This is a genomic window from Kosakonia sp., from assembly GCF_032052965.1.
In the GTDB taxonomy this organism is placed as follows: Bacteria; Pseudomonadota; Gammaproteobacteria; order Enterobacterales; family Enterobacteriaceae; genus Kosakonia.
This window is the reverse complement of the sequence record NZ_DAMBVN010000004.1, coordinates 126,722-149,324: the sequence shown is the minus strand read 5'-3', so window position 1 is coordinate 149,324 and position 22,603 is coordinate 126,722. Positions and strand designations below refer to the sequence as shown.

Genomic DNA, 22,603 nt, shown 5'->3' with positions numbered 1-22,603 from the left:
CGGGTTTATTTCCTCACCTTCCTTCACCGCCGCGCCCCGGACGTCACTGACGGAACCTGAACACGCTCCATCGCAACAGGCACGTTTTTATACGCCGGAATACCGCTTTTGGTGTCGTGGCTGTCGAGGGGGACCAGAACATTTGCTTCCGGGTAATATGCGCCCACCGACCCCGGTGCCATATCCAGCACCACAATGGTCAGGTTTTCCATCCGCCGCGACGTCGGGTTGCCCTGCGGATCGAGTGCAACCACATTCACCTGATCACCCACACGTAGCTCACGCTTCTCGGCTTCATCGGCATTAATAAACAGCACGTCACGACGCCCGGTCACCCCGCGATAGCGATCGTTAAGCCCGTACAACGTAGTGTTGTATTGATCGTGGCTGCGCAGTGTGGTCAGCACCAAATCGTGGCATTTCAGCGATCGCGGATCTTCGTTTATTCCCTGCATCACTTTAAATTCAGCCCGGCCCGAAGGCGTATTCCACACCCGGACGGATGCAGCGTTAGGCAGACGGAACCCGCCAGGTGTTTTTACCCGTTCGTTGTACTGGTGAAAATCGGGAAAGACCGCTTCTATCGCATCGCGAATATTATTGTAGTCGCGCACCATTTTGTCCCAATCGACCACGGTATCCGGCAGGGTTGCTTTAGCCAGAGCTGCAACCAGTGCCGGTTCAGATTTCAGGTGCGGCGAGGCGGGGGTCAGCGTACCGCGCGAGGCATGTACCATCGACATCGAGTCCTCCACCGTCACGCTCTGCGCCCCCGATTGCTGCATATCGGTTTCTGTGCGACCTAATACCGGTAGCAGATAATTGTGTTTCCCCAGCAGTAAATGCGAACGGTTGAGCTTGGTGGCCATATGCACCACCAGATCAAGCTTACGCATCGCCGGAAAGGTGGTTTGCGGATCGGAAATCGCTTCTGCCAGGTTACCCCCCAGACACAACAAAGCGTTGACTTTACCGTCGCGCATCGCCTGGATTGCCGCCACCGCACCGTGACCATGCTCACGTGGTGGCGTAAAACCGAATACATTTTCAATGCGATCCAGCAGTGCCGGAGCGGGAATTTCAGTAATGCCAACCGTGCGATCGCCCTGAACATTCGAGTGACCGCGCAGCGGGCAAATGCCTGCGCCTTGCTTGCCAATGTTGCCGCGCAGCAGCAATAAGTTAGCAATTTGCTGCACGTTTTGCGTGCCATACTGGTGCTGCGTGATGCCCATTCCATAACAAATAATGGTGCGCTCTGCATCGGCATAAAGTCGGGCAATATTCTGAATTTCTTTGCGATCCATGCCGGAGAGCTTAAGAATATGATCCCAGTCAGTGGCGTCGAGATCCGCTTTCAGCGCCTCGAACCCCTGTGTATGTTCGCGAATGAATGCCTCGTCAATCACGCCGGCGTCGCCTTTTGCCTGCGCCTCTTCGTGCATCGACAACAGGATTTTCATCACTCCTTTGAGCATCGCGGCGTCGCCGCCAACCCGCACTTTATAATAGGTGGAGGCCAGTTTGGTAGAGCCTAACGCCAGCATCTCAATGGGGCTTTGCGGCGAGGTAAAACGTTCAAGCCCCCTTTCCCGCAACGGGTTGATAGCAACGATGGTGGCACCGCGTTTGGCAACTTCCCGCAAAGTACCGAGCATACGCGGGTGGTTCGTGCCGGGATTATGCCCAATGCACAGCACCAGGTCACAATGGTCAAAATCGTCCAGTTCCACCGTCCCCTTACCCACACCGATTGACTCCGGTAACCCCACGCTGGTCGGTTCATGGCACATATTCGAGCAATCCGGGAAGTTATTTGTTCCATACTCACGCGCAAACAGTTGCCAGAGGAATGCCGCCTCATTGGAGGCCCGTCCAGAGGTATAAAACTCCACACTATTAGGGTCCTGATAACCTTGCAGATGTTCGCCGATCTCTTGCAGAGCGGTGTCCCAGTCAACGGGTTGATAGGTATCGCTGGCCGGGTCGTACTTCATCGGGTGCGTTAAACGCCCTTCGCCTTCCAGTTCGAAAGCATTCCGCTGCCACAGCTCACTGACGGTGTGAGCAGCAAAGAATTCAGGCGTGGTGCGTTTGCTGGTTGCTTCCCATGACACCGCTTTCGCGCCGTTCTCACAAAATTCAAACGAGGAGGTATGCTGTGGATCGGGCCATGCGCAGCCTGGGCAATCAAACCCTTGCGGCTGGTTAACTTTGAAAAGTGCAATCACGTCCTGTTTGACTGACATTTGGCCGCGGAGTGCGTCCGCCACCGCTTTGAGCGCGCCCCAGCCACCTGCTGAACCGCCGTATGGCGCGATACCAATCGTTGATCGTTTTTGCTCTTTCATTCTGCCCCACATTATCAGTTGACCTGCTAATGCTTAAGCCTGGTATAAAAACCAAAAATTGCGGCAGACAGCGAGAATATAATCTCGCGCAAGCGTAAATAAGCGGCAGAATGCGCGATTTAAAGCAGCCACACCCGGGTAGCGTGGCTGTGGGAGGTGTTGAATCAATCGGCGGCGCCAACCAGGCGGTCAATCACCGGGTTGATTTTGTAGTCTGTTCCGCGCCATTTCATCAGTGACAATCCACCGCCGGCGCGTAAATGGAACTCTGCCGAGGCAATCATCACGCCATCACGATTGATGGTAAATTCGGCAGAGGAGAGATACGGCACCACATCCCAGGTACGACGCGCCGTATAGTTCATGATATAGGGGCAATTATCCGGACGGTTGCCGCTGAACACCACCGACTGGATATGGTTGTACGTCAGCCGTTGCTGCACAACAGGCAACAGATCGCTGACTTTTACCGCATCATTTTTTTGAATACAAATCCGGTTAATGGCTTCTGTTTTCGCTAACGGCGTGACACGGACCGAGGTACATCCCACCAGGCCGAAGAGAATGACCGGCAATAACATTTTTATTTTCATCATTTTATCCATTGTTTATTTACGCCGGAGCATTATGCCACCAGGATCCGGATAGGGCATTGACGAAAATTAAGGATGTCGAACCAGCAACGTCAGCACTTCGTAATGGGCAGTATGCGGGAACATGTCAAACAGCTGCACGCGTTCAACACGGTAGCCCGGCAGACGGCGAATATCACTGGCCATGGTGCTGGCATTGCAGCTGGAATAAACAATGTAAGGCGGTGCCATGCGGCTTAAATAGTCACACAGGGGTGCGCCAATACCACGTCTTGGCGGATTAACCAGCACCAGCGTCGGCACGTCGCCTTGCGCGGTGGCGAACTGCGTGGAATCCAGCGCCTGGAACTGCAGATTTTTCAGCCCCAGCGCCTGGGCAGATAGCGTTGCGCAGGCAATGGCTTCCGGCGCGATTTCAATGCCAGTCAGGCGCATTTCCGGCGTGGCGCAGTGCAGGCCAAAACCACCGACACCGCAGAACAAATCCCACATATGCGCCACCGGCAACGCCCGCACCCAGTCGCGCGCCGTGGCATACAGACAACTTGCTACCGTTGGGTTGGTCTGGAAAAAACTCTGTGGGCGGATCCACAGCGGTACGCCGTTAAAATTTTCCGCCAACGCCTGTTGCGCCGTCAGGAAGATTTCATGCTCCCCTTCCATAATGGCCATATGCACTGGCTGAATATTCGCGGAGATCACTCTCAACTGCGGTAACTGAGCCTGAAGGGCCGGTAGCGCGGCGCGCAATTGCGCGAGTTTAGCTTCCGAGCGCAGAACAAAACGCAGCATCATGTCACCGCCCTGCTGGCTCTCTGTTAATAGTAGGTACTTCAACTCGCCACGCTTACGCGCCACGTTATAGGGGGTTAATCCAGCCTGCGCAATAAACGGCTTGAGTGCGGCAAAAACCGGGGCAAATGTCGGCGGGTAGAGCGGGCACGCGGTAAGATCTTCCGGCGTACCGTCACGATGCAGCATGCCCAACAGCGGCTTTTCGACGCTGCCGCTGACCACCATTTTGGCTTTATTACGAAACCCCTGTTCCGGACCACTCACCGGCACACACCACTGCGCGACGGGTAATCCATCCAGCAGGTGGCGGAGATGGTCCATTTTCGCGGTGAGTTGCGTGGCGATGGGTTGTTCAATCCACTGACAGGAGTGGCAACGACCAGCATCGTAAAGTGCGCACTGCATAATAAAGCCTTTCGTTTTGCGGGGGCGGGATTGTACCACCGTTATTGCAAACGGAAAAAGCGTCGGCTTGGCGAGGGGATAAACAACAGGAACAGCACCAGCAAATCCGGCAGTTTTTGCATCACCAGCGAGCGAAAAATTTCGCGCCGCGACTCGCCCGGGATACTGAACAATTCCGGATAACCATAGCCCAGCGATGCAGCCCATAAATAGCCGCTGGCAACGACCTGGGCAGCAAGATAGAGCCAGCGCGCCCAGTTGCGTCCTTTCACCACGGAAAACGCACACAGGATCTCAATAAACACCAGCAGCAGGCTGCCCAGGAAAATCAGCGTCAGACTCCAGGTCTGCGCGCTGCGCTGAACAAAATCAATCATCCCGCGCACGCCCAGCACGTTTATGACCATCAGCATATCTACACAGCGAATGATAATAATGGCGATAGCCGCCACCTGCACCAGGGCAGGCACATTCAGCTTCGCATGATGCGCTGTCTTGTTAACAGATCCCAATTCGGTGTTTTCCCTGTGAAAAAATGCCGCGGCAGGCGCGGCATCAGCAACACAATTTCCCGATTCTAATAACTTCAGCCTTGCCTTGCACGCTGGATGTCACGGACACGCTGCTTTTCCGCGCGGGCCATTAAATACCAGGCGATAAAACCCACAATACCGACCACGCCGAGGATCAAAGTGGCCAGCGCGTTAATTTCGGGGTTCACACCCATTCGCACGCTGGAGAAGACCAGCATTGGTAAGGTGGTCGCGCCCGGGCCGGAAACAAAACTGGCAATCACCAGATCGTCCAGCGAGAGGGTAAACGCCAGCAGCCAGCCAGAGACAATCGCGGGCATGATCATCGGCAGGGTGATCACAAAGAACACCTTCAACGGCGTTGCGCCCAAATCCATCGCGGCTTCTTCTATTGAGCGGTCCAGCTCACGAAGGCGCGAAGAGATAACGACTGCCACATAAGCCGTACAGAAGGTGACGTGCGCCAGCCAGATGGTTAGCATGCCGCGATCCGCAGGCCAGCCAATCGCATGACCAAGAGCGACAAACAACAGCAGCAGTGACAGACCGGTGATCACATCCGGCATCACCAGCGGTGCCGTGATCATAAAGGCAAAGCCGTTGGAGCCACGAAAGCGGCCAAAACGCACCATGACCACCGCTGCAATGGTACCCAGCACCGCTGCCATGGTGGCCGCACAGGCAGCAATGGTCAGACTCAGCCCCACCGCGCTCATCATCGCATCGTCGTGAAACAGCTCGCCATACCAGCGCGTAGACCAGCCCGCCCACACGGTCACCAGTTTTGAGCTGTTAAACGAGTAGATGACCAGCATCAGCATTGGCGCATACAGAAAGGTAAAGCCGAGCACGAGGATCAGAATACGCCACGGCGAGCGCACTACCGGTAAGTTGTTCATGCGTGGCCCTCCCCTTGTTTCTGCTGGTGTTTATGGAACCACATGATCGGCACTATCAGCAGGAGCAGCATGATCACCGCCACCGCCGATGCCACCGGCCAGTCACGGTTATTAAAGAACTCTTGCCATAACACGCGGCCAATCATAATGCTATCCGGGCCGCCCAGCAGTTCCGGGATCACAAACTCCCCCACCGCCGGAATGAACACCAGCATCGACCCGGCAATAATTCCGCCTTTGGTCAGCGGCACAATGACGCTGAAGAAAGTTTTCAGCGGGCGGGCGCCAAGATCCAGCGACGCTTCCACCAGCGAATAATCGATACGCGTCAGCGCGGTATAAATCGGCAACACCATAAACGGCAGATAGGCATACACAATGCCAATATACACCGCCAGGTTGGTGTGCAGGATCGTCAGCGGCTGATCGATAACGCCCAGCCACATCAGGAAGTTGTTCAGCACGCCATTATTTTTCAGGATCCCCATCCATGCATAAACACGGATCAGAAATGACGTCCACGACGGCAGGATCACCAGCAACAGCAGAATGTTACGCGTTGATGGCTTACTGTGTGCCACCGCCCACGCCAGCGGGTAGCCCAACAGCAGACAACAGAGCGTGGAAATCGCCGCCACCTGCAACGACTGGAGATACGCTTCAAAATAGAGCGGATCATCGGTCAGTTGCAGGAAGTTGCCCAGATTCAGCGTCACGGTCAGCTGACCATCAGCCCATTCAATCAGGTCAGTGTACGGCGGGATCTGCCGCGCCATCTCTGCCAGGCTGATTTTGAAAACGATCAAAAACGGCAGCAGAAACAACAGCATCAGCCAGATGTAAGGCAGCGCAATCACCAGCTTGCGCCCGTGGCGCATTTGCATACGCGCCAGCCACAGTGTCAGACCGCCCGGTTTGGCGACGCGGGACGGTGGTTCCAGTGTACTCATCATCGCTCCTTAAACCGTCAGAACCACACAACTATCCGCATCCCAACAAAGACGAACTTCATCGCCCCATGTCGGTGCGCCTTTACGGTAGCGATGCGCGTTCTGCAACTGGGCGCTGATCATTTGCCCACTTTGCAAACGCACGTGATAAATAGAGAGGTCACCCAGGTAAGCGATATGCACCACTTCACCTACGGCAAAGTTGTAACCATCAGCGGGCGGCTCGTCGCACAGCATGATTTTTTCCGGACGCAGCGCCACATAAACAGGCACGTTATCCACGACGGAAGCATCGGGATCGACTTTCAGCGGATGCACCAGCCCTGGTGACTCGATCACCAGCCCGTCATCCTGGCGGTCTTTTAACAGCCCCTCGAAAACATTCACCGAACCGATAAACTCCGCGCTGTAACGGGTTGTCGGGTGTTCGTATATCTCTTCCGGCTCGCCAATTTGCACAAACTTACCGCGATTCATGATCGCGATACGCCCGGCCATGGTCATGGCTTCTTCCTGATCGTGCGTTACCATTACGCAAGTCACGCCTACGCGCTCAAGAATATCCACCACTTCTAATTGCATGCGGTCGCGCAGTTTTTTATCCAGCGCGCCCATCGGCTCATCAAGCAGCAGCAGTTTTGGCCGCTTGGCCAGGCTACGAGCCAGCGCAACGCGCTGACGCTGCCCGCCCGAAAGCTGATGCGGTTTGCGTTTGGCAAATTCGCTCATGTGCACCAGGCTCAGCATTTCTGCCACGCGGCTGGCGATTTCCGCTTTTGGCAGCTTGTCTTGTTTCAGGCCGAAGGCAATGTTCTGTTCCACCGTCATATGCGGGAAGAGCGCATAAGACTGAAACATCATATTGATCGGTCGCAGATAGGGCGGCACATGCGCCAGATCCACACCATCAAGCATGATCTGCCCGTGAGTGGGCTGTTCAAAACCGGCGAGCATACGCAGCAGCGTCGATTTGCCACAGCCGGATGCACCGAGCAGGGCAAAAATTTCGCCTTTATAAATGGTCAGGCTGACATCATCAACAGCATGCTGGCCGTCGAAGGATTTGGTCAGATTGCGGATTTCCAGCAGCGGCGTCAGATCCTTGCGGCTCTTCGCCTGTGGGCGGGGGATAGCGTCATTCACTCAAGTGCTCTCCGGCAAAAACATCGACCCGTATCAACGGGTTGTCGTACAAATGACTGGACAGAGGGCCAACGCCTCTGTCCATTTGTGGGGCAATTGCACTGCCCCGGTGCAGCAGTTCACCCGTCAGGTGATTGAATTATTTGCCGCTTTTAACTTTAGTCCACGCGCGGGTTCTGACGCGGTCGATTTTCGGATCCTGGACTTTCAGCGTAAACAGTTTGGCGAAAACATCCGGCGGCGGGAAAATAGCCGGATTATCACGCACTTCGGCGCTGATCAGCGGTACCGAGGCTTTGTTACCGTTAGCGTAGAACACATGATCGCTAATGTGGGCGATCACATCCGGGCGCATCAGATAGTTAAGAAACTGATAAGCCTCGTCTTTGTTTTTCGCATCTGCCGGCATAGCGAAGACATCGAAGAACGCCAGCGCGCCCTCTTTCGGAATGGTATAGGAGATGTTTACGCCATTCTTCGCTTCTTTAGCGCGGTTCGCAGCCTGCCAGACATCACCAGCCCAGCCGATAGCGACACAGATGTCGCCATTTGCCAGATCATTGATGTACTGCGAGGAATGGAAGTAACGGATATTCGGACGCAGCTTCAGCAGCAGATCGGTGGCTGCAACGCTGTAATCATCCGCCTTGCTACTGTTCGGATCTTTGCCGAGGTAATTCAGCACCGTGGCGAAAATCTCTTCCGGTGCATCCAGGAAGGAGACACCGCAACTTTTCAGTTTTTCGAGGTTTTCGGGTTTCAGCACCAGATCCCAGCTGTTCACCGGCGCATCTTTGCCGAGTGCAGCTTTCACTTTATCGACGTTATAACCAATGCCGGTCGTGGCCCACAGATACGGGAAAGCGTATTTGTTATCCGGATCGTGTTTAGCGACCATTTTCAGCACTTCCGGATCGAGATTTTTCCAGTTCGGCAGCTTGCTTTTATCCAGCGGCTGGAAAACACCGGCCGCCAGCTGGCGCTCAAGGAAGCTGGCAGATGGCACCACCAGGTCGAAGCCGGTACTGCCCGCCATCAATTTACCTTCCAGCACTTCGTTGGAGTCAAACACGTCGTAAACGACTTTAATGCCGGTTTCTTTTTCGAAATTCGCGACGGTGTCCGGCGCAATATAATCAGACCAGTTATAAACATGCAGCGTCTTTTGCTCCGCTGCGAGCGTGCTGGCAGAGACAGCCATCAACGCACCCGCAACAAGACCCGATACCCATTTTTTACTCAAGGCGGTCATATCTCATTCCTTCTGGAAAGTTCGTCAATCTACGAACTAAGTGTACGCATTTAAGATATGCAAGAATCATGCATATTTTGTCACTCTGCACAGCACCGGAGCAGAAAACGCTTCCGGCGGACGCCGCATGCTATTTTAAGCACCGCAAGAATAACTGTAGCCAGGGTTTGAGGCTATAGGTCAGATTAAAAAACGCCTTTTATCAATTTTTTATGCAAGAAGTGTCTATGTGATAAGCCGTTACGCGAGGATTGGCGGTGAATAATGCTTTAAGAAAAGGTTAATTGCAGAATAATAATATTTATTATGCAGTCGCTCTGGCAGCGACTGCGCTAATGCGACGACGAGTCAGTGAAGAAAATTGTGCGACTCTTCAGCAGCCGACAGGTCTTCTTCCCCGGAAGTGAATAACAGCTGATGCGCATTGGCTTCCATAATCACCATCGAGATCTGTTCTTCGCTTTGACGAACAAACCAGGCAAACTGCTCAAACGTGACGCCAGGGCCGACCGATAAAGATTGACAGACCACCAGCTTGGGCAGGTTATCATCCTGAATATCCAGAAACGCTTTAACCGTGAGTGAGCTGGCATTAATGGCGGACAGATCGGAGGCCAGCGCGAGCAGCGCAGAAGGCTTGACTTCAGCCATGGCGGTAAAAAGCAGAATGTCATTAACAAGGTCGACTTTGGCATCGAACACGCCGTCAAAATTCTGCATATGCGGCAGGTGCAATGCCTGGCAGTTATCACACTCAAAAAAGGTGATGCCCAGTTCGTCGAGCCAGTGACGAAGCGTGTCCAGACCAGGAACGACGAGTGAATCCATAAAGCAGTGCTCTCTTACTGAAAAAAATTGCCCATAGCTTACGCAAAAAGCGTCAGCCATACCATTAATAGCGCAGGAAAATCGACCTACCCGCCTGTTTTCAGGCAAAACCCCGGCGTGGCATGGCGTTCAATCCACTGGATCATCCGCCCTGCAATATCCACCCCGGTGGTTTTTTCTATTCCTTCAAGGCCTGGGGATGCGTTCACTTCCATCACCAGCGGCCCCCGATTGGCGCGCAGAATATCCACCCCGGCCACGTCAAGCCCCAGTGTCTGTGCGGCCTGCAACGCCATTTCGCGCTCACGCGGCGAGATAGTCGCAACCGTCGCCACGCCGCCGCGATGCAGGTTCGAGCGGAAATCGCCCTCTTTCGCCCGGCGCTCAATCGCCGCCACCACTTCATTACCCACTACCAGGCAGCGCACATCGCAGCCTTTGGCCTCTGCGATATATTCCTGAACCAGAATGTGTGCATTTAGCCCGCGAAACGCATCGATCACACTTTCGGCAGCCTGCCGGGTTTCGGCCAGTACCACGCCAATACCCTGCGTGCCTTCAACCAGTTTCACCACCAGCGGCGCACCGCCTACCATATTGATCAGATCGCTGGTGTCATCAGGAGAGTGGGCAATGCCCGTCAGGGGCAAATCAATGCCCTGCCGCGCGAGCAGTTGTAAAGAACGCAACTTGTCTCTGGCACGGGTAATCGCAACAGATTCATTCAGCGGATAACTTCCCAGCATTTCGAACTGGCGCAGGGCGGCGGTACCGTAAAAGGTGATGGCTGAACCAATACGCGGGATCACCGCATCAAAATGCGGCAGCTGGCGGCCTTTATAGTGAATCGACGATGCCGCAGGACTGATATTCATATAGCACGAAAGCGGATCGAGGATTTCGACGACGTGGCCGCGCTGCATGGCGGCTTCTCGCAGACGTTTACATGAATAGAGCGTTCCATCCCGGGATAATATGGCTATTTTCACCCTGCACCTCGCTAAGAAGACCGGTTAAAGCCCGCGTATAATACACGTAGCGACGTGCAGGATGAACGGGAATTAGCGTGTCGCCCAGCCCTGTTTATGCAAATAATCAAGAATAAACGGACGGCTCTCTTTAATGATGGTCCGCCGAATATGATCGCTCCATGTATCGGTGCGGGTGTTGCTACCACGTGTCTGATAATAGTGCGCGATTTGCCGGTCATACTCTGCCAGTACCGCTTCATCCAGCGGCTGGTAGTGATTTTCATGCACCACCAGTTGAGCAGGCAGACGCGGTTTCTGTCCCGGATCGTCCGCAGGCCAGCCAAGGCACAGGCCAAACAGGGGCAGAACGTGCCGCGGGATCTGCAACCGCTCCCCTACTGCTTCAATATTGTTACGAATGCCGCCAATATACACACCGCCCAGCCCCAGCGATTCCGCCGCCGTAAAAGCATTTTGCGCCATCAGCGCGGTATCAACCACACCTAACAGTAACTGCTCCGCCAGGCCAGGGTTAGCCTCCGGGCAGATCTGAAAATTGCGATGGAAATCTGCGCAGAACACCCAGAACTCCGCTGCCTGCGCTACATGGGGTTGCCCGCCGGTTAACGTGACCAGCTGCTGACGCAGGGCCGGATCGGTCACCCGAATAATCGAGCTGCACTGAAGGAAGCTGGAACTGGATGTCGCCTGCGCACTGGCGATGATCGCCTCACGCTGGGCTTCAGTTATGGGCTGATCGGTAAAATGGCGAATGGAACGATGGGCGCACAGCAATTCAATCGTCGGTGTCATGATGAATAATCCCCCGGATAAACAAGACCTCCAGTATAGGCCAGCTTGCCCGGCGTGTATTACCGTGCGTTGCGCTGAAAGGTTGCAAAAATTAAAGCAACAGGCATAACCTGCTTTCCCTCACCGTCGGTTATGGTCATCATAGCCGGTAGTCAATTAAAGATTGGGAGAGAGCATGTTCGCTGTAATTTTTGGCCGCCCTGGCTGCCCATATTGCGTACGCGCAAAAGAACTGGCAGAAAAACTGACCAACGAGCGCGATGACTTTAATTATCGTTATGTGGACATCCACGCTGAAGGGATCACCAAAGCGGATCTGGAAAAAACCGTGGGCAAACCGGTTGAGACCGTGCCACAGATTTTCCTCGATCAGCAGCACATTGGCGGATATACCGACTTTGAAGCTTATGCCAAAGCGAATCTTGGCCTGTTTGCCTGATACAAGAAAAACGCCCTCTGCTGAGGGCGTTTTATTTTCTGCTACCGGCCTGAGCGTGACACAGATTTCGCAAAAAATGGCAGCCTAACCCGCCAATGCCGCACCAGAACACCGCACTGAACATCCATGCCACCAGTTGCCAGAACGGGCGAGCCGGGGCTAACAACAGATGAGCCAGTACATAGCAGACAGGCGCAGCCACAACCGCGCCCATCAGCGGCAATATGATATGGCGACGGCGCGAAACCAGGCAGCCCGCCACACCAGGAATGATGAACAGCAGTAGCCCCAATTCAGGATGCGCAGAACCCGGTAATTCAGCGCGCACCTTTAGGATCAGAAAAAGGCAAACCGCAATAAAAAGGATAAAACAGCAAATAAAACCGATCCAACTTTGTCTGTTCTTCAAACAATCCTCCTGAAACTTTCTCTGGCGTACTTATCATTCATTCAAAAAGAACGTCCGGACAGATAAAGCATGGTGGCGATCCTTGCCTAAAAAAGTACCCGAGTGAATACGCGATTCTCACTAGCCGTTGTAATCCAATACGATTAAACTAGCGGCCAGTTTTTGTTTTGTGAGGAAGTTCTGGTATGGCACTGATTTTTTACGTCAGCGCACAAACAAAACACTAGCTTAAATAACCATTTCTTTCAACAGCTTACAAGTAAACAAGAAGTTAGCCTCCGTGAATATAAACGTCGCAGATTTGTTAAACGGGAATTACATACTGTTATTGTTTGTCGTTCTGGCTCTCGGGCTTTGTCTCGGTAAATTACGCCTTGGTTCAGTACAACTCGGTAATTCCATTGGCGTTTTAGTCGTTTCATTATTATTGGGTCAGCAGCATTTCAGCATTAACACCGATGCACTAAACCTGGGCTTTATGCTGTTTATTTTCTGTGTCGGCGTTGAAGCCGGGCCTAACTTTTTTTCCATTTTTTTTCGGGATGGTAAGAATTACCTGATGCTGGCGCTGGTATTAGTCGGCAGCGCCCTGTTGATTGCGTTAGGGTTAGGCAAACTCTTCGGCTGGGATATCGGCCTGACCGCCGGGATGCTGGCAGGGTCCATGACATCAACCCCGGTACTCGTCGGTGCGGGCGATACATTGCGCCACTCAGGCATGGAAAGCGGCCAACTCTCCAGCGCGCTGGATAACCTCAGCCTTGGCTATGCGTTAACCTATTTAATTGGTCTGGTGAGTCTGATCTTTGGTGCCCGCTATCTGCCGAAGCTGCAACACCAAGACCTGCAGACCAGCGCCCAACAAATTGCCCGGGAACGCGGGCTCGATACCGATGCTCACCGTAAAGTCTATCTGCCGGTGATCCGAGCTTATCGCGTGGGCCCGGAACTGGTGGCCTGGGCCGATGGAAAAAACCTGCGAGAGCTGGGGATTTACCGCCAGACCGGTTGCTATATCGAGCGTATTCGTCGTAATGGCATACTTGCCAGCCCGGACGGTGACGCCGTTCTGCAAATGGGTGATGAGATTTCGCTGGTGGGCTACCCGGATGCGCATGCGCGCCTCGATCCGAGTTTCCGCAACGGCAAAGAAGTGTTCGACCGCGACCTGCTCGATATGCGCATCGTTACCGAAGAGATCGTGGTCAAAAACCATAACGTAGTGGGTCGCCGCCTGGCACAGCTTAAGCTTACCGATCACGGTTGTTTCCTGAACCGCGTGATCCGCAGCCAGATTGAAATGCCGATCGATGACAACATCGTGCTCAACAAAGGCGACGTATTGCAGGTCAGCGGTGATGCACGCCGGGTGAAAACCATCGCCGATCGCATTGGCTTTATTTCCATTCACAGTCAGGTTACCGACCTGCTCGCCTTTTGCGCGTTCTTTATTGTCGGCCTGATGATCGGCATGATCACCTTCCAGTTTAGTTCCTTCAGTTTCGGCGTCGGGAATGCTGCAGGCCTGCTGTTTGCCGGCATCATGCTTGGCTTCCTGCGTGCCAACCACCCGACCTTCGGCTATATCCCGCAGGGCGCGCTGATGATGGTAAAAGAGTTTGGTTTGATGGTGTTTATGGCCGGCGTTGGCCTGAGCGCGGGCAGTGGGATTGGTAATGGTCTGGGCGCGGTGGGCGGCCAGATGCTGGTGGCCGGTTTGATTGTTAGCCTGGTGCCGGTGCTAATCTGTTTCCTGTTCGGCGCGTATGTGCTGAAGATGAACCGCGCCCTGCTGTTTGGTGCCATGATGGGGGCGCGTACCTGCGCACCGGCCATGGAGATCATCAGCGATACCGCGCGAAGCAATATCCCGGCGCTGGGCTATGCGGGCACTTACGCCATCGCCAACGTGTTGCTGACGTTAGCCGGTACATTGATCATCATCATCTGGCCTGGCCTCGGATAAGTCTGAAGATGAAAAATATTTCCGTTACGAGCAGAACTTTTTTCTGGAGTGTCAGTCATAACTAGTGCCACTGCTTTTCTTTGATGTCCCCATTTTGTGGAGCCCATCAACCCCGCCACTTAGGTTCAAGGTTGATGGGTTTTTTGTTGCCTGAGAACAACCGACACCGGTTGTCATGCCGCCACAGTAGCAGTACATCAGGCATGCTCTGTTAACGTTATTCGCAGGCGGCATAAAATTGGTTTTTATTATCCCCAAACCATGCTGTGCATTGTTTCGCCGACGCAGGAATTTTCAGTGTCGCTGTTTTATCTGTCCCTTTATACCGGCATACCAGGTACATAGCCGTATGCTGTGCTTTTACATTTTGCTGAGATTGTTTTAGCGTCCAGATCATGTTGTCATCGGTATCGGGCATCAAATCGACCAGTTTTTCTGGCTTACCCTCAAAAACGCTAACCATATTCATTCGGTATATTTTACCGCTATCCTTTAAGACCTCAGGACAGGTTATTTTTTCAGCGTAGACGGCCGTAGAAAATAGCGAGATAGCAGAGGCTAAAAGAATTGCCTTACTCCACAACATAATAATTTCCTCCAACGTTTTCAGCACGGCTTTTGGGAGTAAAACTTATTGTTCTTTGGCTTACAGGTTTAGGGACAGCAACCTTTGCACCACTTCTGTCAAAACCATGCCCTACCCACTGATCCAATACCTGTATACCCGTTGAATCTTGTCCCATATATATGGCCGCGTGAGAGCGTCCGTCCGAATGGTTGCCATACTGGCCATTGTCATCAAATGTCGCTATCGCTGTTCCTGGTGCGATATTCATATTTCCTTTAACCAGCGCACCGCGCTTCCAGTTTACTGTACGAGGCATATTGGCTGCTTTTTGTGTAAAAGCCACACATTGACCACTCCCAACAGATTGCCCAATATAAGCTCGGGGCGTTGCTGCGATGTACGCCATTTCCTGCTGATCTCCATAAGGTTTATCCGGTGATATTCTGTGCCGTACTGAAAGATAAGCAAGCTGGGAATGAATACGTTTTACTGATTAAGATAATTCTTAGAACTAATTTTTACTTAACGTAAACAAAGGAATATACCCTACCTTTTCTTGCGGGATGTACGTCACGTTAGCAGGACGTTATGGTGGTATTTATCTCAGTCGACTGGTTTTGAAATCACCATGAAAATCGATGGATTCATGCAACTCGGACGCAGATTTTTCCTGTTACAGACAGGCACAACGCTCAGCCTGCTGACAGCGCATGTGTTCCGTTTTGCGCTGGCCTGGTGGTGTTTACAGGAAACGCATTCCGCGGTGGCATTTTCCTCGCTGATCGCCTTTTCCGTTGCCACTGAGGTTTATCTCAAGCCTTTTTTGGCTGCGTTCGGCGATCAGTTTCATCGCGGCAAATTCATCCTCAGTGGCCAGTGCATTGTTTTCATCGTGATCGTGCTGCTTTCCCTCGCCTGTTCTGCAGGGTATTTTCATCTCGTCGCCGTAACCGCTGGCCTTGTTGTGATCAGTGCTGTCGCCTCGGCGAGGGAACCCACGATCATGGGATTAATACCCGATTTGGTCGCAGAAGGTGAGGTGTCCCGGGCGATTGCCAGCCGTTCCGCGATCAATTCTGTGATTGCGTTATCCGCTCCATTGCTTGTCGCGTCGCTTGTCGGGTTGTTTTCTGCAAGTGTGGCCCTGTATGTTGCTGTGGTTCTGCAGGGGTTTTCATGCCTGGCCTTTGCGTTGCTGATGAAAAGCGCCATGCCCGCGCACCCGGCGCACAAAAGCGCAAGCTGGTTAAGCAAAACACGTGAGGGGTTCAGGGCCATTTATCATGTTAAATCAGAGCGCTATATTGCCCTTATTTCTGCCTTGATTAATTTCACGCTGTTTCCCTTCTTTTCGGTGGCGGTGCCCTACTGGATCATCACACAATTACACCTGTCGCCCTGGTACCTGGGCGCATTTGAGTGTTCATTTGCCCTCGGATTGCTGTCTGGCAGCCTTTATTTCAATCGGGTGCTCAGCACGGGGATGGGCCGTTTTGGCACAGTCATTGTGGGGTTCGTGTGTCTGGGCGGCAGTGTCATGGGTATTGTGGTGGTGGCGAATATGACCGCTTCGATTGCACTGGCTTTTTTCAGCGGTCTGGCGTTTATTTTTATTAATGTCAATCTCAGCACGCTAAGATCAATCGCCACGCCCGGGCATTACCGGGCGCGTATGGCAGCGATGGCGGCCTTCCTTTCAAGCCTCGCCAACCCTTTTGGGGTGATTATTGCAGGCTGGTATCTTCACTGGCTTGGCGTCACGCTATTCGCTGTGGCTTGCGGAGTGGTGGTCATGCTGATGGCGCTCGTCCTGCTTTGGTCATCACATCTGAAAAAAGCGCTGTCGCTCGATGAGAGGGAAATGAAAGGCTATTACCAGAAAACGTACCCGGCGGCCTTTCGCGAAAGGGGTGAGAAACGCCCTGCATAGCGAGGGCATATAACTGATACAAACGCAGACATTGACGTTAAAATCTCAACCTGCGCACAGTGCGTATTGCCAAGGATACTTGCCGGTTAAAATGGCAGGCGGAACCAGATAGCCCACAGCATATAGACGCCGCCCAGCAGGAAGAAAAATCGATACCCCCAGACAATGGCCGACTGCCGGTTCAGGTAAAATTTCACCGGGTTACGGTTCAGATTCCCGGCGTTATAGGTTTTATGAAAATGCGTCATCTGCTGCGCGCCCCGGCTGACCAGCGCAACCATAAAGCTCACCATAATGACCATCACCAGCACCATATAACTTTTTAACAGTACTGCCAGACCCTCACGCAGCCACAGGCTATCGCTCTTGTGCAGCACCACCACGCCACGTTTTTTCAGTTCAATGGCGGTAATACTAAGCGCCACGTGTACCACCAGCAGAAGACAAAAATGCTTTGCGTTGGCGGCAAAAGAACGTTTTAGAGTGATGCCGAAGATCCAGGCGAAAAAGATCATCGACGAAATTATCCACATCACTGTATTAACAATCATTCCCTGCCTGCTTATTTTCCCCTAGGGGTGAAGAAAAAAGGGCCTTTCGGCCCTGGTTACGGCTATTTTTGCACTATTGCAGCAGGAACCGAAAGTTTTTCTCATCCGTCCCTTTGTCTTTGCATAGCAACATTCTGTTGAGTGACTTTTCACTCAGCCGAAATGTTTTGCCCGTGAAGAATACGCCCTGCCCTTGGGTTCCACACTGCATAGAGGCGGAAACATTCCAGGTTTTTTGTTCGTCTGGCGTGAGTGGCGTGCCAAGAATAATAAAAGCGGCGCTCACGTTCTGTTTTGGAAAAGCGTAATGCAAAGGCTGCGCCTCACCGCGGCGTAAAAAGTAGCAAGGTGGAGTCATGTTCAGCACATGCGTTGCTTTCTCTTTACCTGGCGAAGCGATTTCCAACTCACACTTACCCTGCGCCTGCTGCAACACCAGTTGGTGGCCTTGCCAGTCAAAGCTGTCCGTCACGGCAGAGTCGGCATAACTCTGGCAGCTCAGCAGCAGCGCAGCAATCCCGGCGGTATACTGGATTATCCTGGTCATAATAACTCCCAAAACCACACCTCTTTCCCTAAAGCAAAATAATCCGGACTTCCGCCTTTCATCATCATTTTGCTGCCATCCCAGACATCAATATGATCGGTTGAACCCCAACCATCCTGAATAAAGACGATGCCTTTTTTACCGGCATAATCTGACTGGGTAACGGATTTTTTCTTGACGGCCTGGCCGACCAGATCCTTGCGGTTTAAGAGCCAACTGGCCAGTTCCTGTGCACGAAGCACATGTTTGGGGTTATGGCCGAAGCCTGGGTAACACTTCGCCCCATGATAGATGTTGAGGTTAACGCCCGACTTCTCCAGCGCCACGCCCATTCTGATGGCACACTGGTTGACAAAAGAGCTGTCACAGGGGCTGTCCGGATAGGGATGATTATCCCAGAGTTGGCTGAACGATAGCATCACAGTTGTCCTTTATTGAGGGTTTCCCGGAGATTTAACACACCATGCTGTTCATCATTTTTGCCCCCAAAGAATAGGCGGCCTCGCTATAACTGGCGAGAATTTATTCACCATGATGATTGATTTTCGTGACAGTTCCCTCTTTTATTAACAGAACCGCAACCGGAAGGACGGCTCCCTATGCAGATTTATAACGTTTTTGGCCGCTATATAGGTGTTAAGCGCGTTGAGGGCCGCTGGCAGGTCTTTCGCGTCGACAGGAATGAAAATAAATACTCACGCTTGTATGGGATTATCATTCCTGACGATCTCAGTGAAGCCGGGATCCCCGGCTGGCTGGGCGATATTTTCCACGAAGCCGCCAGTGAGCGGCATCCCGATGTCACCCGTGTGGAATAAGAGGCGCATGATGAATGAGACGTGGTACCAACAAAGCCGCTTCGACGTTCGGCTGGAGTGGGGGCAGAACGCCGCGAAACAACTTGCCCGGCATGTGGACTGCGTGGTGATTGTCGATGTGATGTCCTTCTCCAGCTGTGTCAGCATTGCTAATGATAACCAGGCGCACATTTATCCCTGGCCGTGGAAGGATGAAAGCGCCCGGCGCTTTGCGCAGGAAAACGGGGCAGATGTCGCCAGCTTCACCCGCACCTTCGCGGGCGATCGCTACACTCTTTCGCCTGCATCACTGTTGACTATTCCTGCCGGACACCGGCTGGTGTTGCCCTCACCGAACGGATCGACACTCTCTTTTCAGGCGCGCGACTGCGGGGCGGCAGTCTTTAGCGGCTGCTTTCGCAACAGAGCCGCCACCGCCCGGGCCTGCGCGGCGTTTAAACACATCGTCGTTATCCCGGCAGGAGAACGCTGGCCAGACGGCAGTCTGCGCCCGGCGCTGGAAGATCACCTTGCCGCTGGAGCGATTATCGCCGCACTGGGAAGAGAAAGTATGTCGCCAGAAGCTCGCGCTGCAATGGCGGCATTTAACGCCTGTCGGCAAGAGGATCTTTACCATTGTTCATCCGCTAACGAACTGGTGGCGCGGGGTTTTGCCGACGATGTTGCACTGTGCCTGGCAACGGATGTCAGCCCGTATGCCTGCCGGTTAAGCGACGGGTGTTATCAGCCTGTCTGACAGGCCGGCGATCCGCCCGACCATGAAACGGATCTCGTCACGGTGCAGCGGTTCGCGATCGGTAACAAAATGCAGTGTCATTCCCTCAATAAACGCATCCAGCGCGCGGGCCGTTACCGGCTCGAACCACTGTTCAAGCGTGGTCTGGCTGGTCCGCATCCAGTTTTGCATTATGCTTTTTAGCCCTGGCTGGCGAGTCGAAAAAGCATACAACTGATACATCAATTCCATATTGCGCACGGTAGTGACCTGCGCGCTATAAATCAGCTCTGCGATCGCATCGCAGGCCCGCCCGGGGCTGTCAACACCGTCGAAAAACGCCTGATATTGCGCAGACATTTGCTGTGTAAAGCAGGTAAAGGCTTCTTCGAGCAGGGCCTCAATACCCGCAAAATAATAGGTCATAGAGCCGAGCGGTACATCCGCACAACGGGCTATTTTGCGATGCGTTACCGCATGGATGCCATGTTCAGCAATGGTGTCCAGCGTGGCTTGCAGGATGCGGTCTCTCCGCTGCGGATCGTTAGGTCGACGGGCCATAAGTCCTCTCACTCATTTATGTACAAATGTACACTTCCTTGCTAGTGTTGTCTCACCTTTTCTTGTCCGATGTGACGCTATGACTGCAAACGATACCCGCAAAGCCCTGCGAAATCGCCTATGGGCGTTATTCACCTTCTTCTTTTTGCCCGGCTTGCTAATGGCTTCCTGGGCCACACGCACGCCAGCAATTCGCGACATCCTCTCCGTCTCCACCGCAGAAATGGGGGCGGTGTTATTTGGTCTGTCGGTAGGGTCGATGAGCGGTATTCTTGCCTCTGGCTGGCTGGTGAAACGCTTTGGCGCGCGGAAAGTGATCCGCGCCAGCATGTCGGTTGCCGTGCTGGGTATGCTGATCCTCAGTGTGGCCTTGTGGTTTGCATCACCGTTGTTATTTGCCGTTGGCCTTGCCTTCTTTGGCGGCAGCATGGGTTCTGGTGAAGTGGCGATGAACATCGAAGGGGCGGTAGTTGAGCAGGAGATGAATAAGACAGTGCTGCCCATGATGCACGGTTTTTACAGCCTGGGCACGCTGGTTGGCGCCGGCATCGGCATGACATTAACAGCGCTGGGTCTGGCAGCGAACGTGCATATTCTGCTGGCGGCGTTGGTGGCCATCGTACCGATAATGCTGGCCATTGCCGCCATTCCCGACGGTACCGGGAAAGACGCCGCCGGCGATGATGCCAGCGGGAAAAAAGGGCTACCGTTCTGGCGCGATACACAACTGTTGCTGATTGGGGTGATCGTTCTGGCCATGGCCTTTGCCGAAGGTTCCGCCAATGACTGGTTGCCGCTGCTAATGGTCGACGGCCACGGCTTTAGCCCAACGTCTGGCTCGCTGATTTATACTGGCTTCACCCTGGGCATGACCGTGGGGCGTTTTACCGGCGGCTGGTTTATCGATCGCTACAGCCGGGTGGCGGTGGTGCGCGCCAGCGCCATTTTAGGAGCGCTGGGCATTGGGCTGATTATCTTTGTTGACAGCGCCTGGGTGGCGGGCGTGTCGGTTATCCTGTGGGGGCTGGGCGCCTCGCTCGGCTTCCCGCTGACGATTTCCGCTGCCAGCGATACCGGCCCGGACGCGCCTACCCGCGTCAGCGTCGTAGCAACCACCGGCTATCTGGCCTTCCTGGTGGGCCCGCCGCTGCTCGGTTTCCTTGGCGAGCACTATGGCTTACGCAGCGCCATGCTGGTGGTATTAAGCCTGGTGCTGGTTGCCGCGCTGGTCGCCCGTGCGGTTGCCAGACCGGCAACAGAAGCGGAAGCCGAAAGCTGCTGAGACATCAGCGGCATTTGCTAAGGCGAATGCCGCTTTACCCCTCGAGGGAATTTCCTACCCGTTTGTCGCGCAGGAACACCACCATCAGCCCGAGCCATAGCAGGCCATTCACAAGGTTGAAAATGCTGAACAAACCATTGCCACCCGCCAGCCAGGCATGTTTGCTGACTTCGATCCCAACGGTGAAAATAAACATCTGTAGCATCCCCATCGCCGCCGATACCGTACCTTTACTCATCTCGCTGGCAAACAGTGTCAGGCGCACCAGCCCGGCGTTCGCCAGCCCAATACCGAAGGCGTAGAGACTCAACCCGGCGGTCATCCACAAGTAAGCATGCGATGACACCATGGTCGCCACCGCTGCCAGCACCAGCCCGGCGACAATCGGCCAGCCACCCAGGATGATCAACGCCCGCACGGTACGACGTGACGTCAGGCGTGCCAGCACCAGATTACCGGCAATCAACGCACCAAAAATCGGTACCTGCAACAACCCATACTGATAGCTGCTCAACTGTTCGCCGCTGATGATGATAATCGGCGACTGGGCGATCCACGCCAGTAGCGGCAGGCTGACAAACCCGGTTGCCAGCGCTCCGGCAACAAAGCGCAGGTTTTTCATCACCTCGGCATAATCCCGCCACAGCGCTTTGAAGGAGAGCGGCTCACCCAGCCGGGTTGCGGTTTCCGGCATGGCCTTTTGCAGACCAAAAAAGGCAAACGCCGCCAGTAGCGCAAACAGAACAAACATCCCCTCCCAGGGCGCAGCATGCACCCATGCCGCCCCCACCAGGGGGCCAAGCAGAGGCGCGATTAACGCCACATTGGCCATCAGTGCGGTGATCTTAATGCACACCGCCTCTTCAAAGGACTCCTGGATTGCCGCATACCCCACCGCGCCAATAAAACAGAGGCTGATGCCCTGTAAAAAACGCAGCAAAGTAAATTGTTCAATATCCTGCGCCAGTAAAGTCGCCAGACAGGTGACGATAAACCACACCACGCCGGTCAGCATCACCGGGCGGCGCCCGATGCGATCCGACAGCGGGCCAAGCAGCCATTGTAAAAACATGCCGCCCGCCAGGTAGGCGGTCATGGAAGTCGGCACCCATTCGATCCCGGCGTTGTACTGCGCGACCACCGCTAACATACCGGGTTGGATCATATCGTTCGCGATATAGGTCGAGAATTCGTAAAGCACCAGGCAGAGGGGAAATAACAGCGCCCGTCTGCCCAGGCGTTGGCCTGAGAGGGAGTGGTTTTGCATGCAGTCTCTTCATCCTG

Annotated in this window: 25 protein-coding genes; 6 read left to right on the top strand and 19 right to left on the bottom strand. The window is 53.8% G+C overall.

The window, feature by feature from the left end:
- Positions 1-23: 23 nt before the first annotated feature.
- The 11 genes from RTX30_RS07500 to nfsA form a co-directional block, all read right to left on the bottom strand.
- Positions 24-2,351, bottom strand: a complete 2,328-nt coding sequence (locus RTX30_RS07500; protein ID WP_312688521.1) for an FdhF/YdeP family oxidoreductase — start codon at positions 2,349-2,351, stop codon at positions 24-26.
- A gap of 164 nt (positions 2,352-2,515) precedes the next feature.
- Positions 2,516-2,947 (bottom strand): Sbal_3080 family lipoprotein, encoded by a 432-nt coding sequence (locus RTX30_RS07495; protein ID WP_312688519.1) that lies wholly within the window; start codon positions 2,945-2,947, stop codon positions 2,516-2,518.
- 66 nt (positions 2,948-3,013) lie between these two features.
- Positions 3,014-4,144, bottom strand: a complete 1,131-nt coding sequence (rlmC, locus tag RTX30_RS07490; protein ID WP_312688517.1) for a 23S rRNA (uracil(747)-C(5))-methyltransferase RlmC — start codon at positions 4,142-4,144, stop codon at positions 3,014-3,016.
- Between the two features lie 41 nt (positions 4,145-4,185).
- Positions 4,186-4,656 (bottom strand): YbjO family protein, encoded by a 471-nt coding sequence (locus tag RTX30_RS07485; RefSeq protein WP_312688515.1) that lies wholly within the window; start codon positions 4,654-4,656, stop codon positions 4,186-4,188.
- 74 nt (positions 4,657-4,730) lie between these two features.
- A complete protein-coding gene (gene potI, locus RTX30_RS07480; RefSeq protein ID WP_312688513.1) occupies positions 4,731-5,576 on the bottom strand; it encodes a putrescine ABC transporter permease PotI in 846 nt (281 codons plus the stop codon).
- Entirely contained in the window at positions 5,573-6,526 is a 954-nt protein-coding gene (potH, locus tag RTX30_RS07475; RefSeq protein WP_312688511.1) for a putrescine ABC transporter permease PotH, read from the bottom strand. The genes potI and potH overlap by 4 nt, the downstream gene beginning before the upstream one ends.
- Positions 6,527-6,535: 9 nt before the next feature.
- Positions 6,536-7,669: a putrescine ABC transporter ATP-binding subunit PotG gene (gene potG / locus RTX30_RS07470; RefSeq protein WP_312688509.1), complete on the bottom strand. Its 1,134-nt coding sequence runs from the start codon at positions 7,667-7,669 to the stop codon at positions 6,536-6,538.
- A 139-nt stretch (positions 7,670-7,808) separates the two neighbouring features.
- Positions 7,809-8,921 carry a spermidine/putrescine ABC transporter substrate-binding protein PotF gene (gene potF / locus RTX30_RS07465; RefSeq protein WP_312688507.1) on the bottom strand — a complete coding sequence of 371 codons (1,113 nt, stop codon included), beginning with the start codon at positions 8,919-8,921 and terminating at the stop codon, positions 7,809-7,811.
- A 348-nt stretch (positions 8,922-9,269) separates the two neighbouring features.
- Positions 9,270-9,749 carry a YbjN domain-containing protein gene (locus RTX30_RS07460; protein WP_312688505.1) on the bottom strand — a complete coding sequence of 160 codons (480 nt, stop codon included), beginning with the start codon at positions 9,747-9,749 and terminating at the stop codon, positions 9,270-9,272.
- 86 nt (positions 9,750-9,835) lie between these two features.
- Entirely contained in the window at positions 9,836-10,738 is a 903-nt protein-coding gene (gene rimK, locus RTX30_RS07455) for a 30S ribosomal protein S6--L-glutamate ligase (protein WP_312688503.1), read from the bottom strand.
- Between the two features lie 72 nt (positions 10,739-10,810).
- Complete coding sequence (gene nfsA, locus RTX30_RS07450; RefSeq protein ID WP_312688501.1) at positions 10,811-11,533, bottom strand: oxygen-insensitive NADPH nitroreductase; 723 nt, start codon at positions 11,531-11,533, stop codon at positions 10,811-10,813.
- 175 nt (positions 11,534-11,708) lie between these two features.
- Between nfsA and RTX30_RS07445 the strand changes: the two genes are divergently transcribed.
- A complete protein-coding gene (locus RTX30_RS07445) occupies positions 11,709-11,972 on the top strand; it encodes a GrxA family glutaredoxin (protein ID WP_312688499.1) in 264 nt (87 codons plus the stop codon).
- Between the two features lie 31 nt (positions 11,973-12,003).
- On the opposite strand, the gene ybjM is transcribed toward RTX30_RS07445, so the two are convergent.
- Positions 12,004-12,381 (bottom strand): inner membrane protein YbjM, encoded by a 378-nt coding sequence (gene ybjM, locus RTX30_RS07440; RefSeq protein ID WP_312688497.1) that lies wholly within the window; start codon positions 12,379-12,381, stop codon positions 12,004-12,006.
- Positions 12,382-12,661: 280 nt separating this feature from the next.
- Here ybjM and RTX30_RS07435 point away from each other — a divergent pair, with 280 nt between their 5' ends.
- The gene (locus RTX30_RS07435) at positions 12,662-14,347 is read left to right on the top strand and encodes an aspartate:alanine antiporter (protein ID WP_312688496.1); all 1,686 of its coding nucleotides are present in this window, start codon (positions 12,662-12,664) and stop codon (positions 14,345-14,347) included.
- Between the two features lie 217 nt (positions 14,348-14,564).
- On the opposite strand, the gene RTX30_RS07430 is transcribed toward RTX30_RS07435, so the two are convergent.
- On the bottom strand, positions 14,565-14,933 hold the full coding sequence (locus RTX30_RS07430; protein ID WP_312688495.1) for an STY0301 family protein: 369 nt from the start codon (positions 14,931-14,933) through the stop codon (positions 14,565-14,567).
- Positions 14,920-15,321 (bottom strand): BPSL0067 family protein, encoded by a 402-nt coding sequence (locus tag RTX30_RS07425; protein WP_312688494.1) that lies wholly within the window; start codon positions 15,319-15,321, stop codon positions 14,920-14,922. Before RTX30_RS07425 ends, RTX30_RS07430 begins: the two co-directional genes overlap by 14 nt.
- A 222-nt stretch (positions 15,322-15,543) precedes the next feature.
- Here RTX30_RS07425 and RTX30_RS07420 point away from each other — a divergent pair, with 222 nt between their 5' ends.
- Positions 15,544-16,845, top strand: a complete 1,302-nt coding sequence (locus tag RTX30_RS07420) for an MFS transporter (RefSeq protein ID WP_312688493.1) — start codon at positions 15,544-15,546, stop codon at positions 16,843-16,845.
- 86 nt (positions 16,846-16,931) lie between these two features.
- Here the strand turns inward: RTX30_RS07420 and RTX30_RS07415 are convergent, their stop codons facing one another.
- From RTX30_RS07415 to RTX30_RS07405, 3 genes are all read right to left on the bottom strand, one after another.
- Positions 16,932-17,396 (bottom strand): hypothetical protein, encoded by a 465-nt coding sequence (locus tag RTX30_RS07415; RefSeq protein ID WP_312688492.1) that lies wholly within the window; start codon positions 17,394-17,396, stop codon positions 16,932-16,934.
- Positions 17,397-17,469: 73 nt separating this feature from the next.
- Positions 17,470-17,943, bottom strand: a complete 474-nt coding sequence (locus RTX30_RS07410; RefSeq protein WP_312688491.1) for a hypothetical protein — start codon at positions 17,941-17,943, stop codon at positions 17,470-17,472.
- Positions 17,940-18,362 (bottom strand): type VI secretion system amidase effector protein Tae4, encoded by a 423-nt coding sequence (locus tag RTX30_RS07405; protein WP_312688750.1) that lies wholly within the window; start codon positions 18,360-18,362, stop codon positions 17,940-17,942. The genes RTX30_RS07410 and RTX30_RS07405 overlap by 4 nt, the downstream gene beginning before the upstream one ends.
- A 180-nt stretch (positions 18,363-18,542) precedes the next feature.
- Between RTX30_RS07405 and RTX30_RS07400 the strand changes: the two genes are divergently transcribed.
- Both RTX30_RS07400 and RTX30_RS07395 read left to right on the top strand, forming a co-directional pair.
- Complete coding sequence (locus tag RTX30_RS07400; protein ID WP_312688489.1) at positions 18,543-18,761, top strand: hypothetical protein; 219 nt, start codon at positions 18,543-18,545, stop codon at positions 18,759-18,761.
- A gap of 10 nt (positions 18,762-18,771) precedes the next feature.
- Complete coding sequence (locus RTX30_RS07395) at positions 18,772-19,497, top strand: 2-phosphosulfolactate phosphatase (RefSeq protein WP_312688748.1); 726 nt, start codon at positions 18,772-18,774, stop codon at positions 19,495-19,497.
- Here the strand turns inward: RTX30_RS07395 and RTX30_RS07390 are convergent.
- Positions 19,468-20,037, bottom strand: coding sequence for a TetR family transcriptional regulator (locus RTX30_RS07390; RefSeq protein ID WP_312688487.1), 570 nt, complete (start codon positions 20,035-20,037; stop codon positions 19,468-19,470). The two genes, RTX30_RS07395 and RTX30_RS07390, sit on opposite strands and share 30 nt — an antisense overlap.
- A gap of 79 nt (positions 20,038-20,116) precedes the next feature.
- On the opposite strand from RTX30_RS07390, the gene RTX30_RS07385 reads away from it, so the two are divergent.
- The gene (locus RTX30_RS07385) at positions 20,117-21,319 is read left to right on the top strand and encodes an MFS transporter (protein WP_312688485.1); all 1,203 of its coding nucleotides are present in this window, start codon (positions 20,117-20,119) and stop codon (positions 21,317-21,319) included.
- A 34-nt stretch (positions 21,320-21,353) separates the two neighbouring features.
- Here RTX30_RS07385 and RTX30_RS07380 read toward each other — a convergent pair whose 3' ends face one another.
- On the bottom strand, positions 21,354-22,586 hold the full coding sequence (locus RTX30_RS07380) for an MFS transporter (RefSeq protein WP_312688483.1): 1,233 nt from the start codon (positions 22,584-22,586) through the stop codon (positions 21,354-21,356).
- Positions 22,587-22,603 lie beyond the last annotated feature (17 nt).

Bases quoted from the DNA above. Each gene is read 5' to 3' on its own strand.
- RTX30_RS07500 (WP_312688521.1), bottom strand. From the start codon at position 2,351: ATGAAAGAGCAAAAACGATCAACGATTGGTATCGCGCCATACGGCGGT.
- RTX30_RS07495 (WP_312688519.1), bottom strand. From the start codon at position 2,947: ATGATGAAAATAAAAATGTTATTGCCGGTCATTCTCTTCGGCCTGGTG.
- rlmC (WP_312688517.1), bottom strand. From the start codon at position 4,144: ATGCAGTGCGCACTTTACGATGCTGGTCGTTGCCACTCCTGTCAGTGG.
- potI (WP_312688513.1), bottom strand. From the start codon at position 5,576: ATGAACAACTTACCGGTAGTGCGCTCGCCGTGGCGTATTCTGATCCTC.
- potH (WP_312688511.1), bottom strand. From the start codon at position 6,526: ATGAGTACACTGGAACCACCGTCCCGCGTCGCCAAACCGGGCGGTCTG.
- potF (WP_312688507.1), bottom strand. From the start codon at position 8,921: ATGACCGCCTTGAGTAAAAAATGGGTATCGGGTCTTGTTGCGGGTGCG.
- RTX30_RS07460 (WP_312688505.1), bottom strand. From the start codon at position 9,749: ATGGATTCACTCGTCGTTCCTGGTCTGGACACGCTTCGTCACTGGCTC.
- nfsA (WP_312688501.1), bottom strand. From the start codon at position 11,533: ATGACACCGACGATTGAATTGCTGTGCGCCCATCGTTCCATTCGCCAT.
- RTX30_RS07445 (WP_312688499.1), top strand. From the start codon at position 11,709: ATGTTCGCTGTAATTTTTGGCCGCCCTGGCTGCCCATATTGCGTACGC.
- RTX30_RS07430 (WP_312688495.1), bottom strand. From the start codon at position 14,933: ATGTTGTGGAGTAAGGCAATTCTTTTAGCCTCTGCTATCTCGCTATTT.
- RTX30_RS07425 (WP_312688494.1), bottom strand. From the start codon at position 15,321: ATGGCGTACATCGCAGCAACGCCCCGAGCTTATATTGGGCAATCTGTT.
- RTX30_RS07420 (WP_312688493.1), top strand. From the start codon at position 15,544: ATGAAAATCGATGGATTCATGCAACTCGGACGCAGATTTTTCCTGTTA.
- RTX30_RS07415 (WP_312688492.1), bottom strand. From the start codon at position 17,396: ATGATTGTTAATACAGTGATGTGGATAATTTCGTCGATGATCTTTTTC.
- RTX30_RS07410 (WP_312688491.1), bottom strand. From the start codon at position 17,943: ATGACCAGGATAATCCAGTATACCGCCGGGATTGCTGCGCTGCTGCTG.
- RTX30_RS07405 (WP_312688750.1), bottom strand. From the start codon at position 18,362: ATGCTATCGTTCAGCCAACTCTGGGATAATCATCCCTATCCGGACAGC.
- RTX30_RS07400 (WP_312688489.1), top strand. From the start codon at position 18,543: ATGCAGATTTATAACGTTTTTGGCCGCTATATAGGTGTTAAGCGCGTT.
- RTX30_RS07395 (WP_312688748.1), top strand. From the start codon at position 18,772: ATGAATGAGACGTGGTACCAACAAAGCCGCTTCGACGTTCGGCTGGAG.
- RTX30_RS07390 (WP_312688487.1), bottom strand. From the start codon at position 20,037: ATGGCCCGTCGACCTAACGATCCGCAGCGGAGAGACCGCATCCTGCAA.
- RTX30_RS07385 (WP_312688485.1), top strand. From the start codon at position 20,117: ATGACTGCAAACGATACCCGCAAAGCCCTGCGAAATCGCCTATGGGCG.
- RTX30_RS07380 (WP_312688483.1), bottom strand. From the start codon at position 22,586: ATGCAAAACCACTCCCTCTCAGGCCAACGCCTGGGCAGACGGGCGCTG.